Raw genomic sequence first — 14369 nt, forward strand, 5'->3', positions numbered from 1 at the left:
CACGGGATATCCTATGCGCCTCATGGAATACCGACAGACCCGCGCCGAGACCGGGGCGACGGCGCTCGCGGCCCTGTCCGCGCGGACGCTCAACGTTCTGGAATGTCTCTACACCCTGCTATGGACGGCGGGCTGGATCAGCGTGGCGTTGATCCGCCAGGCGGTGACCGGTCGGCGCGATCTCGCCCTGACGATGGCGCGCACCCACTGGGCGCCGGGCCTGGTCGGACCGGCCGGCGGACTGACCGTGGAAGGCCGCGAGGCGGTGGACTGGTCGCGTCCGTACATGGTGGTCGCCAACCACGAATCCCTGCTCGACATCTGCGTGCTGTTCATGGCCGTGCCGGCGCCGCTGCGTTTCCTGCTCAAGGAGGAAATGCGCCGGGTGCCGTTCCTGGCCGGCTACGCGCGTGCCACCGGCATGCTGTTCATCAGCCGCGAGGATCGCCGCGCCGGGCCGGTGCTGCGGCGCCAGGTCGCCGGGCTGCTGGCGGCGGGCAAGTCGTTGTGCCTGTTCCCCGAAGGCACGCGTTCGCGCGACGGGCGCCTGGGGGAGTTCAAGTCGGGCTCGTTCCAGGCCGCGATCGACGCGGGCGTCGACGTACTGCCGATCGCGCTGCATGGCACCGGCGATGTGTTGCCGGCCACCGGTTTTTTCCGCACCTGCCGCGGCCCGATGCAGGCCACGGTGGGCAAGCCGATCCCGGTCCAGGGCCGGATCGGCGCCGCCGGCCGCCAGGCCCTCGCCCGCGAGGCGCAGGACGCCGTGGCCGCGATGCTCGGCAGGCGCTGAACGATGGCGACGCACCCGTTCGTGATCGAGGCGACCCATCCCTGCCTGCCCGGCCATTTTCCCGGACAGCCGCTGGTGCCGGGCGTGGTGATCCTGGACCGGGTGGTCGCCGCGGTCGAGGCGCTGCATGGGCCGCTCGCCACGCTGCGACTGCCGCAGGTGAAGTTCGTCCAGCCCCTGCGGCCCGGCGAGCGCGCGAGCATCGTGCTCGAAGACACCCGCCGTGACGGCACCCCGCGCTGGCGCTTCCGGGTGGAGCGCGAGGGGGCGTTGCTGGCCAGCGGTGAACTCGTCGCCGACGGCCCGGCGCTGGCATGAGCAGCGAGTGGAAGGCGCGCCGCGAAGGCGGCGGGCGGATCGCATTGCGGACCCTGATCGCGGTCGCTTCGGTCCTCGGCCGCGGCCCCTCACGCGCGTTGCTGTATCCGATCGCGTTGTATTTCATGCTGCGGCGGGGCGCCGAGCGTCGCGATTCGCGCCTGTACCTGACGCGCATGTTCGGCCGGCCAGCCACGCTGCGCGAAGTGGGCCGCCACTTCCTGACCTTCGCCGCAACCATCCTCGACCGGCTGTTCCTGCTCAGCGAGAACACGCGCCGCTTCGACGTCCACGCGCAGGGGCTCGACATCCTGCACGGCCATCTCGATACCGGTCGCGGCGTGCTGCTGTTCGGCTCGCACCTGGGCAGTTTCGAAGTGTTGCGCGTACTCGCGAGCCAGCGGCCGGACTACGCCATCCGGGTCGTCCTCGACCGCGCGCACGGTCAGGCGATGACCGAACTGCTCGAGACCCTCAATCCGGACATTGCCGCGACGGTGATCGATGCCGGCGACGGCGGGCCCGCGGTCGCACTGGCGATCCAGGAAGGCCTCGCACAAGGCGCGATGGTCGCGTTGCTGGTGGACCGCAGCCAGGAGGGCGGCAGCACCCTCGGCGTGCCTTTCCTCGGCGAGACGGCGCAGTTCCCGGTCGCGCCCTGGTTGCTGGCCTCGGTACTCAAGGTGCCGGTGATGCTGGCCTTCGGCCTGTACCGTGGGGGCAACCGCTACGACCTGTTGTTCGAACCCTTCAGCGACGGCATCGACCTGCCGCGCCGCGAACGCCAGGCCGGTGTGGCCGCGCTTATCCACCGTTACGCCGCGCGGCTGGAACATCACGCGCGCAGTGCCCCCTACAACTGGTTCAATTTCTATGACTTCTGGAAACGCGACGACGAGGCGCCGGTCCAGGCGCACGCATCTGCTGCTGGCGACGCTGCTGCTGCCGGGCTGGGCCGCAGCGCAGAACACTGAGGCGGCGCGCGCGAGCCAGTCGCGCGACCGCGTGCCGGCGCCGGCCGCCGTTGCGCCGCGCAGCGTCGATGCGGACTGGATCCTGCATCGGCTGACCCAGGGCGCGGCAAGCGCCACGCCGTTCGTCGAGTTGCGCGTCTCCCCGATGCTCAAGCGGCCGCTGCTGCTGTCGGGCGAGTACCGGCGCCCCGATGCCGATACCCTGGTGCGCGAAGTGCGCACGCCCTATGTCGAGACCACGACGATCCGTGGCGGCGAAGCGACGATCGCCCGCGAGGGCCGCAGCCCGCGTACGTTCTCGCTCTCGCGCGTGCCGGAACTTGCGGTGCTGCAGGGCAGCTTCGGCGCGCTGCTCGCCGGGGACCGCAAGGCGCTGGAAACCGTCTATGCCGTCGAGGCCGATGGCGTGCCGGCCGACTGGACGCTGACCCTGGTCCCGCGCGAGCCGCGGACCGCCGCGCGCATTGCCGGCATCGTGCTGCGCGGCCGTGATGGCGAACTGCGCTGCATCGAGACCCGCCCGAAGCAGGGCGAGCCGCAGCCGACCCTGCTCGGCAGCGCCGCGACCGCGGCGGCCGGCCTCGATTCGCTCGAAGCGGCGCAGCGGCTGTGCCACGACGTGCCGCGTTGAGCGGGCGCCCGGGACTGCGTGATGCGCTGCTGCAGCGTCCCGGCCTGCGGCTGACGCTTGCGGTCGCGTGGCTGCTCGCCCTGCTCGCGCTCGGTGCGATCGCCGCCTCGCAACTCCAGTTCAGTGGCGACCTGCGCCGCTTCCTGCCCGATGCGCGCACGCCCGAGCAGCGCCTGCTGATGGAAGAACTCGGCGACGGGCCGGGCTCGCGCCTGCTGATGCTGGCGATCTCGGGCGATGCGCCTGAAGTGCTCGCCGCGCGCGCGCGCGATCTGCATGCCGCACTGGCCGGCGATCCGCGCTTCACCCTGGTCACCAATGGCGGCGAAGCCGGGCTGGACGCGTTTCCCGAAGACCTGCTGGCGTATCGCTATCTGCTGACATCCTCGTTCGACGATGCGCCGCTGGATGCCGCTGTCCTGCGCGACGCGCTCGATGCGCGGCTGCAGGACCTCGGCTCGCCTGCCGCTGGCCTTGTCGAGCCCTTGATCCCGTCCGACCCGACGCTCGAGGTCCTGACGCTGGCCGAAGCCTGGCAGCCCGCGGGCGCGCCGCAGCGGCTGCACGATGTGTGGTTCGACAAGGCGGGCGAACAGGCGCTGCTGCTGGTGGAGACGCGTGCGGCCGGCTTCGACCCCACGGGTCAGCTCGACGCGGTGGGCACGATCCGCGACACCTTCGCGCAACAGGCGGGCGGGAGCGGGGCGGTGCTCGAAGTCGTCGGGCCCGGCGCGTTCTCGGTCGACATCGGTGGCCGCACCCAGGCCGAGGCGCAGCGTATCGGCATGGTCGACACCATCGGCCTGATCCTGTTGCTGCTCGTCGCGTACCGCAGCTGGAAGATGCCGCTGCTCGGCGTGCTGCCGCTCGCCAGCGCGGGCATCGCCGGACTCACCGCGGTGGCATTGCTGTTCCCCGGCGGCGTGCACGGCATCACCATCGCGTTCGGCTTCACCCTGATCGGCGTGGTGCAGGACTACCCGATCCACTTCTTCAGCCACCAGCGCGCCGGCCTGTCGCCGTGGAAGAACGTGCGCGGGCTGTGGCCCGCGTTGTCGACCGGCGTCATCGCGACCTGCATCGCGTACGCGACGTTCCTGTTCTCCGGCGTCGACGGGCTGCGCCAGCTCGCGGTGTTCACGATCACCGCGCTGGCCGTCGCCGCGCTGACCACGCGCTATCTGCTGCCGGGTCTGGTCGACCCCTCGCCGCCGGATCTCGCGGGTTCGCTGCGGCTGCAGCGCCTGTGGCACCGCATCGAAGCGCTGCCGCGGCCGAAGTGGTCGCTGGCGGTGCTGGCCGTCGCGGCTGGCGCGGCGATCGCTTTGAGCCCCGGTGCGTTCTGGCAGAACGACCTGTCGAAGCTGACGCCGGTCGATCCGGATTCGATACAGCGCGACACCGAACTGCGCGCCGAACTCGGTGCGCCCGACGTGCGTTATGTCCTGGTCGCACAGGCCGACGACAGCGACGCCGTACTCGGTGCCACCGCCGCGCTGCGACCGTCGCTGGACGCGCTGGTCGCCGCGGGTCGCCTCGACGGCTACGACATGGCGGCCCGTTACCTGCCCGACGCCGCCACGCAACGCGCGCGTCAGGATGCGCTGCCGGACACGCCCGCGCTGCGCGCGATGCTGGCCGAGGCGCTGGCAGGCTCGCCGTTCAACGACGATGCCTTCGAGCCCTTCGTCGAGGACGTCGCGCGGGCCAGGGCGGCGGCGCCGCTGACCCGGGCCACGCTCGACGGCTCGCCGCTCGCGACCGCGGTCTCGGGTCTGCTGCTGGAAGGGGAAGGCAGCTCGACCGCCCTGGTCTCGCTCAGCGGTCTGGACGACCCGGCGGATGTTGCCGCGCTCGCCGCGCAGGCGGCTGCCCCCGGCATCGATGTGCGCCTGCTCGACATGAAGGACGCATCCGAATCGCTGGTGATCGAGTACCGCGGCCGGGTACTGGCGGCGATGGCGGTCGCGCTGGTGCTGCTGGTCGTCACGGTGTGGATCGCGCTCCGGCAGCCGCGCCGGGTCTGGCGCGTGCTGCTGCCGACCTTGCTGACCCTGGTGGTGGTGGTGGCCGTGCTGCGGCTGGCGGGCGTGGAGCTCACCCTGTTCCATCTGGTGGCCCTGATCCTCGCCGCCGGCCTCGGCCTGGACTACGCGCTCTTCTTCGAACACGCCGGCGATGATCGCGACGACCAGATCCGCACCCTGCATGCGGTGCTCGTCTGCAGCCTGATGACGCTGCTGGTCTTCAGCCTGCTGGCGCTTTCGTCGATCCCGGTGCTGCGGGCGATCGGCAGCACCGTCGCGCTCGGCGTGGTCTGCAACTTCGTCCTGTCGCTGCTGGTCGCGCGCCGGCGGGCCGCGATCACTGCGGCGCGCGCCGAACCGGCCCCGGTGCCATGACGCTCGTCGATCGCGACACCATCGAATCGATGATCCCGCACCAGGGTGCGATGTGCCTGTGGGACGCGGTGACTGGGTGGGATGCGTCGAGCGTCAGGCTGCGCAGCGCAAGCCATCGCGATCCGGCCAATCCGCTGCGCAGCGACGGCATGCTGCGCGCGCTGCATCTGTGCGAATACGGTGCGCAGGCAATGGCGGTCCACGGTGGCCTGCGCGCGCGTGCGAGCGGCGCGTCCGTGCGTCCCGGCATGCTGGTGGCGCTGCGCGGCGTGCAGCTGCACGTGGCGCGGATCGACGCGCTTTCCGGCGACGTGGAATGCGTCGCCGAGGTGCTTGTCGAATCGGAGGACAGCCAGCAGTACGCCTTCCGCATCGTGTGTGACGGCGTACTGCTCGCCGAGGGTCGCGCTGCGGTGATGCTGGGGCCGGCGCCGCCCTAGGCGTCCCGCTCGAGGGCTTCGATCCGGGGAAGGAAACGGATGCCCGCGCGCCGCTTCGCTGCGGACGCGTCAATGCGCGACGTGCGTCATCGGCCCGGCGCCCTGCATGGGCCCAGTCGGGGCGCATGCAGCTGATCGTCCCATGGCCCGGAGCCCGACCCGCGTGATCCGCCCGGCTCCGACCTTGCCGCGTGCGGCCGACATCGAGCGCATCGCAGTGCACACGGCCGATGCGCATTCCATGCCCGCGAGCAATCGCGGCGCGCTCGCTACAATCACCCGATGAGCGAATCCCCGAACCAGGCGCCCGCGCGCCGTGCACTCGTGACCGGCGGCAGTGGCGACATCGGTGGCGCGGTCTGTCGCCGGCTCGCGGCCGACGGATTGCATGTGATCGTCCACGCCAACGCCAATCTCGCACGTGCCCAAAGCGTGGTCGCCGACATCGTTGCCGCGGGCGGCAGCGCCGAGGCGATCGCCTTCGATGTCGCCGATGGGGCCGCGACCCGCGGCGCGCTCGACGCCTTGCTCGAAGCCGGGCCGGTCCAGGTGGTCGTCAACAATGCCGGTGTGCACGACGACGCGCCAATGGCCGGCATGTCGGAAGTGCAGTGGAAGCGGGTGATCGATGTCTCGCTGCACGGCTTCTTCCATGTCACCCAGCCGCTGCTGCTGCCGATGGCGCGCAAGCGCTGGGGTCGCATCGTCAGCGTATCGTCCGTGGCCGCGGTGACCGGCAACCGGGGGCAGACCAACTACGCAGCCGCGAAAGCGGCGCTGCACGGCGCCTCGAAGTCGCTGGCGCGCGAGATGGCCAGCCGCGGCATCACCGTGAACGTGGTCGCTCCGGGCGTGATCGCCGGCAGCATGGCCGACGAGGCGTTTCCGGCCGAGACCATCCGGCAGATCGTGCCGGCGGCCCGGCCCGGCACTCCCGACGAGGTCGCAGCGCTGGTCGCCTTCCTGTGCTCGGAGCAGGCGGGCTACATCAACGGCCAGGTCATCGGCATCAACGGCGGCATGGGCTGAGCGCCCGCGCATGGCCGCGTCGTGTCCACGCCAGCTTTATGTCGCCGGGCAGATGATCGCGCAGTACCCGTCCGGGTCCCGACCGACCGAGGAATCGCCATGCGCGTCTTCCGCACCGTAGTGCTGCTGGCCACCCTTGCCCTTGCCGGGTGCGCCAGTTCCCACGTCCTGACCGGGACGCCGCGGGCGCCGATCGATCCGGCCCAGGTCCGCATCTACTACGGCCCGCCGCCGGGCCAGTACGAGGAAATCGCCATCCTCAACGCCAGCAGTGGCGCGCTGACCTATGGCGACCAGAACAAGATCGATTCGGCGCTGCAGAAGCTGCGTCGGGAGGCGGCCAAGCTCGGCGCCAATGGCGTGCTGTTCCAGGGCACCGCGGATGGCCACCGCGACGGTGGCATCAGGGTCGGCGGCGGCTTGGGTCGCGGCAGCGGGCGCTGGTTCTCGTCGGCCGGTGTGGGCGTGAACGTCAGTCCGAGGCCGAAGTACGCCAACGGCATCGCGATCTGGGTGCCGAATCCGCCGCCCGAAACCGCGCCACAGGTGACGTCGCCGCCCCAGCGCTGAGGGGCTCAGGCCGCGTCGGCGTACCAGCTGGCGTCGAGCGACACGGGAAGCTGGGACGTGTCGCCGAGCAGGGCGTCGAGACCGTGGTCGCCGATCGCCGGGTGCTCGCTGCGCGCGCGTTGCAGCAGTTCCGCGGCCAGCCAGCGCATGCGCTCGACGTTCGCGCCAATGCGCGCCACGAAGGCAGCCGTGTCGAGCGTATCCGACAGCGCGCCGTTCATCTCCCGGAACCAGTCGATACGGAACTGGTCGAGCAGGCGCGCACCGGGCACCGGACGCCCCGCGTTCCGCTGGCCCCATTCGCGCAGCAGTGGCTGGATCGCCAGATTGAGCGCGCCGGCCTGCTGGAACGCCGGACGCAGCCGGCCGAGCGTGGCCAGGTCGGTCATCCGGTCGGCGAAGAACAGCGGCGCCAGCAGCGCCCAGTAATAGGTGTAGTCCCAGATCACCTTGAGCGGCATCACCTGCGTATCGCCGAACAGCGGGTACTGGTCCTGATAGAGGGTCAGGGTGTTCTCGTAGAACGAGACGTACAGCTGCTGGTAGAGATCGGCATAGGGCGTGAGGTCGGCACCCGCGCGATCCTTGTCGATCAGATCGCAGATGTAGGTATTGCTGATCGCGATGAAGTCGCTGCCCGGTGAATAGAACGGATCCAGGAACAGGCCGGCATCGCCGGTCAGCGCCCAGCGCCGGCTGGAGAACACCTGTTTGGCGCCGTGGGAAAAATGCCGCAGGAACATGAAGTCCTGCAGGGCATGCTGACCACCGTCGAGAGTCGCTGCGACCTGTGGCTGGTGGCGGCGCAGCCAGGCCATCGCCTTGGCGTGGGTGTTCATGGTCTCGAGCGGATGCATCTGCCCGTCGCAGACGATGCCTACCGAATGCGCGCCCGACGACAGCGGGATCAGCCAGAACCAGTAGCCTGGCCCGCACATGTGGTTGGTCGAACGCCAACGATCCGGTGGATCGCAGCGCTGCAGCCACTGCGGGTCCTGGGACCAGCTGTTGGGATCGATGAACCCGTCGACGCGCCACCACACCGCATTGGCGTCGTGGCCGTTGGCCATGGCCAGGCCGAGCTTGCGCTTGAGCAGTCCGGCGCGCCCGCCGGCATCGACCAGCCAGCGACAGGTCACCCTGTGCCTGGAGTCGCCCTGTTCGACCTGGACCGCATGGTCGCCATCGTCTTCGGCCAGATCGATCTCGCGCACCGTCGCGCCGTCATCGAAACGCACCCCCAGTTCGCGCGCGCGCACGCCCAGATGGTTCTCGAAGCGGCCGCGGTCGATCTGCCACGACGGGGTCGGCATCAGTTCGCTGACCCCGAGCTCGGTGCACTGGTCGACGCGATCGCTGCCGTCGGAGAAGAAGAACCGGAAGCCGAACTTGCGGATGTGTTGCTGGTCGAGATGCTCGCGCAGGCCGAGCACGCTGGCGAAGTAATGCGCGCCGATCTCGACGCTGGATTCGCCGACCTTGTGCGCGGCTTCGCGAACGGGATGTTGGCGCCGTTCGATCACGGTCACCGCGAGGTCGGGATGGCGCTGGCGCAGCTGGATCGCCAGCGTCAGGCCGGACAGGCCGCCACCCAGGATCGCGACATCGGTCCGATGGTCACGGGCCACCGCAGGTTCGGCGCGCATCAGCCGGCGCCCTGCGCGTGTTCGGCCATGGGTGCGGCGCCGTCGGCCGCCGCACCTGGATCGAAGATCACCGGCGGCCGGGCGCGGGCGCTGCGGTAGGTGGCGATGGGATGACCATGCGACAGCGCCTGGACCACGACATGCGAGGTGATGTTGTAGAGATCGCGGAACAGCCGGAAGTGACTCTTGCGGAACTGCTCGGTCGATTCCGCGCAGTGGTAGCGCGTTTCCACCGGCACCGACACCAGCCGGTACCCGAGCCGGCGGGCCGCGCTGATCAGGATCTGCGCCTCGAACACGAAGCCCTCGGCGGATACGTCGTCGAGGGCGAGGACCGCGGCCGGGTACAGGCGCTGGCCGCTCTGGGTGTCGACCATGCCGAAGCCGCAGGCCGCGGAGATGCCCCAGTCGCCGAAATCGTTGCCGATGCGGCGGTACCAGGGCTGCGAGTCGCGCTTGCGCAGCCGGGCCCCGTTGACGATGCAGTCGGGATAGCGGTTCGCGGCATCGATCATCCGTGGGATGTCGCTGGCGCGGTGCTGTCCGTCGCCGTCCATGGTCACCACGGCGGCGAATCCGCGCCGCCGCGCTTCGGCGAAACCGGCTCGAAGCGCCTGACCCTTGCCCATGCGCCGGGGGTGACGCAGCAGCGTCACCGGCAGGGCGGCGACGATATCGGCGGTGGCATCCTCGGAACCGTCGTCGACCACGATCACGTGCTCGCAGTGGGCCAGCGCATCGCCGACCACGCCATCGATGCGCAGCGCTTCGTTGAGCGCCGGGATCACCACGGCGACGTTGCCGCGGTGCAGCTGGACCTGCTCAGTCATGGGCGAGCTCCAGGGACAGGAGGCGGTGCGGGCCGGCGCGCAGGAGGGTGCGCGCCGCGCCCGAGGCGAGTGCGTCGAACAGCGGCAGCATCTGCACCATCGCATTGTTCGCGGCGTGCGCCTGCAGCGGGCCGGGCGGCGCGAGCTCGGCACCATCGCCCAGGCGCGCGCTCAGGCGTGGGCCGCCGCCGTCCCGGACCAGCACAAGGGCGGCGCCGAGCAGGCCTTCGCTATGGGTCACGGTGCCGAGCAGGCCGCTCGACGCAGTGTCGTAGGCGACCAGCAGCACTGCAGGCGCACCGGTCGCCAGCTGCATCAGCGCTTCGAGCAGGCCCTGGGCGAAGGTCGCATCGAAGGCGCTCAGCGCGGTCGTGGCCTCGGTGCAGCCGGTGCCGATGGTCCAGTACCCGGCAGCGGCGTTGTGCACGGAGTTGTGGAACCGGGTGGGCGAGATCGCAGTGGCATCGGTCGCCAGCGTCTCGCACATGTAGTCGGTGATGCCCAGGTCGCCATGGGTGGATGCGAACACCGAAGGCAATGTCTCCGGCGCGATGCCGGCATCCCGGCATGCGGCCAGCGCGACTTCCAGTGCGACCGCGACCGAGCCCGGCGCGCGGCGGCGTTCGTTGGGCGCGAGCAGCTGCGGCGAGGGGCGCGCGGGCGCTGCGTCCGGGCGCGTTCCATCGATCGCGAAGGCGCGCGCCGAGGGCCAGTCGGGCAGGCCGTCGGTCCAGAAGCCGACACCGGCGATCGTCGCCGTCAGGCCGTCCTGCACGGCGGCGCTCATGCCGCCACCTTGCCGAACACCAGCGAGCAGTTGTTGCCGCCGAAGCCGAAGGAGTTGTTCATCGCGAATCCGATATCGGCCTCGGCGTTGTCGAAGCGGATCTGCGGCCCGCAGGCGGGATCGCGCACGCTGCTTTCGAGGATCCCCGGCAGGACGCCGGTCTCGAGCGCGAGCAGGGCGATCACGGACTCGACGATGCCGGCCGCGCCGAGCGTGTGGCCGGTCCAGCCCTTGGTCGAACTGGCGTGCAGCGATGCGGGGAACAGCGCGTCGACCGCGCGCGCTTCGACCGAATCGTTGGCCGGGGTCGAAGTGCCGTGCAGGTTGAGATAGCCGACCGCGTCCGGCGCGATGGCGGCGCGGTCGAGCGCCGCGCGCATCGCCAGCGTCGCGCCGAGGCCCTCGGGGTGCGGCGCCGACATGTGATGCGCATCGCTGGACTCGCCGTAGCCGCGCAGCTGCAAGCCGGTGTCGGCGGGCCCCGCCCGCTCGAGTACCGCGAATCCGCCGGCCTCGCCGAGCGACAGGCCGTCGCGGGCGGCATCGAACGGACGGCAGGGCGCGCTCGACACCAGGCCCAGGGCGTTGAAGCCGAACAGCACGCTGCCGCAGAGCGTGTCGACGCCGCCGACCAGCGCCGCGTCGACCAGGCCCGCCTCGATCATCCGGGCGGCCTGCGCAAAGACCTTGGCGCTCGACGAGCACGCAGTGGCCACGGTGATGCACGGGCCACGCAGGCCGGTGGCGTGCTGCAGGAAATCGCCCAGCGAATGCGGGGTATGGACGATGGGCCGGGCCAGATCGTCCGGGAACCGGCGGGTGCCGGTTTCATCCTCCTGCGCGCGCGAATAGGCCTCCTCGCTGGCACCGATGCTCGAGGTCGACGTGCCCACCACGAGGGCCACGCGGTCGACGCCATGCCGCGCGACCACGGCCTCGAGTGCGGTTTGCACGCCGTCGTGCTGCAGGGCGATCCAGGCCAGCCGGTTGTTGCGGCATTCCCAGCGCGACAGCGCCGACGGCAGCGGCGCGTCTTCGACGCCATCGACGCGGCCGATCCAGGTCGGCAGCGGCGTCGGGCCGAAATCGTTGCGCCGCAGGCCACCGCGCCGCGTGCGCAGCGCCGCCGCGTGCGCCGCATTGCCGCGACCGAGTGCGCTCGTCGCGGTGAAGGCGCGGATGGCGATCGCCGGCATCGGCGGAGGCTGCATTTGGGGCACGCGATGGATCCGGGGGCGGGGCGGCGGCCGAGTATAACGACAGCCTCGTGGCGGGACCGGGAGGGCCCGGCATGCGTTCACCTGCAGGCGACATAATGGCCGGCATGGCCGTCAGCCACATCGCCCATCGCCTGCGCCTGCTCAGAGACGCGCATGCCCTGCACGCGCTCGCCGTGGCCGGCGCAGCCTGCGTGCTCAGCATGGGAGTGGTGTACGTGGGCTATTTCCTGCACGTGTGGCGGACTGCGCGCAACGCGCCCTGCGTGCCCGAGCGCGGTGACTGCGTGCTGGTCTTCGGCAAGCACGCCCCGGCAGGACGGCTCGACCGGGATTTCAACGCGCGCCTCACGCGCGCCGCGGCGCTGTGGGATTCGCATGCGCCCAGTCGTGTGCTGCTCCTGGGCGGTGGCCCCGCGGGCAGTCCGACCGAGGCGGCGGTCGCGCGTAAGACGCTGTTGGCACTGGGCGTGGCACCGGACGCGCCACTGCTGCTCGAGGATACGTCGCGCGACACCCTGCAGAACCTGCGCAACGCGCGCAGCCTGCTGGCGACTGCGGAGCTCGATTCCGCGTCAGCCACGCGCGAAGTCACCCTCCTCAGCAGCCGCTATCACCTCGCCCGCTGCGCGCTGTTCGCCGGCAATCTGGGCCTGCGCTGGGAACTGTGCGCAGCCGAGCCGAAGCTGGACTGGCGGCCGGGCACGCTCTGGCGCATCGCCGGTGAGGCGGGCTACGTCTGCTGGCTGGACATCGGCGCGCGCTGGGCGCGGCTGATCGGTTATCGCCGGCTGCTGGAACGCCTGAGCTGACACGACGGCCGCAGCTGCGGCCGTCGTTTTTTGTCCGGATGCGCGCTGGCGCCCCTCAGCGGGGTTGGCGCGGGCCCTGCATCTGCGCCGGAATGAACGTCGTCTCCACCGCCTCGGCCAGCTGGTCGGGCGGCAGCAGGCCCTGGTCGAGCAGGAAGTTGTTGAACGCGCGTCGGTCGAACTTGTCGCCGAGCGCGAGTTCGGTGCGCATGCGCAGTTCGAGGATGCGGGTGTAGCCGTAGAAGTAGCTCGTGGCCTGGCCCGGTGCGTTGAAGGTGTAGCGGTCGAGTTCCTGGCGCGCCATCGCCGGCGACAGCATCACCTCTTCGGTCAGCACGCGGCCGGCGCGTTCGCGGTCGATCATGCCGAGGTTGAGCATCGGGTCGAGCATGGCGCGCGCGGCCCGCAGCAGGCGGAACTGCAGCGCGATCAGCTGGCCGTCGAGCGGTTCGTAGGGCACCAGTTCGGCCTCGGCATACAGCGCCCAGCCTTCGACGTTGACCGAATTGAACGCGAACATCGAACGCGCCAGCGACACGCCGCGTTCGACCATCGCGGTGAACTGCAGCTCGTGGCCCGGGCGGCCCTCGTGCGCGGACAGCGTCCAGCGCACCGCGTCGAAGTTGAAATCGTCGTAGGCATCGCCGGCAGCGTCGCCGCTTCCGCCCGGATTGCCGACCGGCAGCACGAACGTTCCCTGCTGTCCGGTGTTGCCCACCAGCGGCGCGGGACGGAAATGCGGCGCGGGTTGTGCAGCCGATTCGGCTGCAGAACCCAGGCGCATCTGCATCTCGCGTTGCGGCACGTCGACGATCCCCTCGCGGTCGATGATCGGATCGATCGCGTCGATGACCTGGCGGTAACTGGCCTCGAGCCGGTCGTTGGGAATCGTGTCGCGCTTGAGCGCGGTGATGACACCGCGGTAGTCGGTCGCGTCGATGCCTTTCGCCTGCGCAACCAGCGGCGCAAGCTGCTGCATCTGGGCGCGGATCTCCATGAAGGCCAGCTGCGCGCGCTGCATCAGCAGCTGCGGATCGATGTCGGTGCCGTACTGCTTCAACCCGAACGCATACAGTTCCGGCGGCAGGCGCGTGTCTTCGCGCGCCTTGGGCAGGACGTTGGTGCGGGTCCAGTCGGCGTAGGCGGTGATCTCCCTGGCGATCGCGTCGAGCGCTTCGTCAGCGCCCTGGATTCCGTATTCCTCGAACAGCTTGCGGATGCCGGCGACGTAGGTGTCGGCGCTGTCGATGGCCCGCTGGACCTCGAGCTTCGTGGGCTGCAACAGGTCGGGGTTCGTCAGGCGCTCCTCGTAGCGCTGGCGGGCGAGCATGGTGATCGGGGTGCTGCCTTCGGCCAGTCCGGCGTAACGCTTGAGCCGCTCGAGTGCGAACGCCCGCCGCTCAGGGGGCGTCTGCGCCGACAGCAGGCCGTTGATGCCGCCGAAGATCAGCTGCGGCGCATCGGTCCACGGCAACAGGTAACGCTCGCTGAGCGTGCTGCCCTCGATGCTCTCGTCGATGCTGCCGAGCAGGATCTGCAAGTCCTGGCGCACGTTCGCATCGCGTTCGACCTCCAGCCGGGCCTGCAGCTTGGCGCGCGCGCCGGCCATCGCAGCGCGGTAGCGTTCCGCATGGTCGGGACCGAGGTCGGCGACCCGATCGTCGTAGCCGGGAATGCCGAAGAAGCCGGCCCATTCGGGCTGGAACGGGGCCTGCGCGTCGATCAGGATCTGCGACAGCGCATTGCTGCGGGCAACCCAGGCCGGCGACGCGGCAGGCGCCGCGGTCGCGGCTGCCGCCCTGGCGTCGTCGGTATGGGCAAACGCGCCGAGCGGCGCGGCGAGGGACAGGGCGATCGCGAGGACGAGTGGTTTCATCGAGGTACCAGCGGCGAAGGACGAATGTCGTATGTAGGCGTTCG

14 protein-coding genes are annotated in these 14369 nt (G+C 70.5%); 9 read left to right on the top strand and 5 right to left on the bottom strand.

The features are described from left to right. The first annotated feature begins 22 nt into the window (after nt 1-22). The 8 genes from CNR27_RS04055 to CNR27_RS04090 all read left to right on the top strand — a co-directional run bounded on the left by CNR27_RS04055 (nt 23) and on the right by CNR27_RS04090 (nt 7157). Nucleotides 23-793: a lysophospholipid acyltransferase family protein gene (locus CNR27_RS04055; RefSeq protein ID WP_096300266.1), complete on the top strand. Its 771-nt coding sequence runs from the start codon at nt 23-25 to the stop codon at nt 791-793. A gap of 3 nt (nt 794-796) precedes the next feature. Beyond that, on the top strand, nt 797-1111 hold the full coding sequence (locus tag CNR27_RS04060) for an ApeI family dehydratase (protein WP_096297048.1): 315 nt from the start codon (nt 797-799) through the stop codon (nt 1109-1111). After that, complete coding sequence (locus CNR27_RS04065; RefSeq protein WP_096297049.1) at nt 1108-2085, top strand: lysophospholipid acyltransferase family protein; 978 nt, start codon at nt 1108-1110, stop codon at nt 2083-2085. Before CNR27_RS04060 ends, CNR27_RS04065 begins: the two co-directional genes overlap by 4 nt. Nucleotides 2086-2116: 31 nt before the next feature. Continuing rightward, nucleotides 2117-2716, top strand: a complete 600-nt coding sequence (locus tag CNR27_RS04070; RefSeq protein ID WP_255409792.1) for a LolA-related protein — start codon at nt 2117-2119, stop codon at nt 2714-2716. Next, on the top strand, nt 2713-5118 hold the full coding sequence (locus CNR27_RS04075) for an MMPL family transporter (protein WP_425435479.1): 2406 nt from the start codon (nt 2713-2715) through the stop codon (nt 5116-5118). Before CNR27_RS04070 ends, CNR27_RS04075 begins: the two co-directional genes overlap by 4 nt. Further along, complete coding sequence (locus CNR27_RS04080; protein ID WP_096297050.1) at nt 5115-5558, top strand: hotdog family protein; 444 nt, start codon at nt 5115-5117, stop codon at nt 5556-5558. Before CNR27_RS04075 ends, CNR27_RS04080 begins: the two co-directional genes overlap by 4 nt. Nucleotides 5559-5840: 282 nt before the next feature. After that, the gene (gene fabG, locus CNR27_RS04085; protein ID WP_096297051.1) at nt 5841-6587 is read left to right on the top strand and encodes a 3-oxoacyl-ACP reductase FabG; all 747 of its coding nucleotides are present in this window, start codon (nt 5841-5843) and stop codon (nt 6585-6587) included. A gap of 99 nt (nt 6588-6686) precedes the next feature. Beyond that, nucleotides 6687-7157 (top strand): hypothetical protein, encoded by a 471-nt coding sequence (locus CNR27_RS04090; RefSeq protein WP_096297052.1) that lies wholly within the window; start codon nt 6687-6689, stop codon nt 7155-7157. Nucleotides 7158-7162: 5 nt separating this feature from the next. Here CNR27_RS04090 and CNR27_RS04095 read toward each other — a convergent pair whose 3' ends face one another. The 4 genes from CNR27_RS04095 to CNR27_RS04110 are packed head-to-tail and all read right to left on the bottom strand — an operon-like array spanning nt 7163 to nt 11616. Continuing rightward, complete coding sequence (locus CNR27_RS04095) at nt 7163-8803, bottom strand: NAD(P)/FAD-dependent oxidoreductase (protein ID WP_096297053.1); 1641 nt, start codon at nt 8801-8803, stop codon at nt 7163-7165. Further along, nucleotides 8803-9633 carry a glycosyltransferase family 2 protein gene (locus CNR27_RS04100; RefSeq protein WP_096297054.1) on the bottom strand — a complete coding sequence of 277 codons (831 nt, stop codon included), beginning with the start codon at nt 9631-9633 and terminating at the stop codon, nt 8803-8805. The genes CNR27_RS04095 and CNR27_RS04100 overlap by 1 nt, the downstream gene beginning before the upstream one ends. Then, nucleotides 9626-10420: a beta-ketoacyl synthase chain length factor gene (locus CNR27_RS04105; RefSeq protein WP_096297055.1), complete on the bottom strand. Its 795-nt coding sequence runs from the start codon at nt 10418-10420 to the stop codon at nt 9626-9628. The genes CNR27_RS04100 and CNR27_RS04105 overlap by 8 nt, the downstream gene beginning before the upstream one ends. Continuing rightward, the gene (locus CNR27_RS04110) at nt 10417-11616 is read right to left on the bottom strand and encodes a beta-ketoacyl-[acyl-carrier-protein] synthase family protein (RefSeq protein WP_096300272.1); all 1200 of its coding nucleotides are present in this window, start codon (nt 11614-11616) and stop codon (nt 10417-10419) included. Before CNR27_RS04110 ends, CNR27_RS04105 begins: the two co-directional genes overlap by 4 nt. Before the next feature lie 95 nt (nt 11617-11711). On the opposite strand from CNR27_RS04110, the gene CNR27_RS04115 reads away from it, so the two are divergent. Continuing rightward, on the top strand, nt 11712-12449 hold the full coding sequence (locus tag CNR27_RS04115) for a YdcF family protein (protein WP_096297056.1): 738 nt from the start codon (nt 11712-11714) through the stop codon (nt 12447-12449). 55 nt (nt 12450-12504) lie between these two features. Here CNR27_RS04115 and CNR27_RS04120 read toward each other — a convergent pair whose 3' ends face one another. After that, nucleotides 12505-14325, bottom strand: a complete 1821-nt coding sequence (locus CNR27_RS04120) for a DUF885 domain-containing protein (RefSeq protein WP_096297057.1) — start codon at nt 14323-14325, stop codon at nt 12505-12507. Nucleotides 14326-14369 lie beyond the last annotated feature (44 nt).

Origin of the sequence: Luteimonas chenhongjianii, assembly GCF_002327105.1 — a bacterium.
Lineage (GTDB): Bacteria > Pseudomonadota > Gammaproteobacteria > Xanthomonadales > Xanthomonadaceae > Luteimonas > Luteimonas chenhongjianii.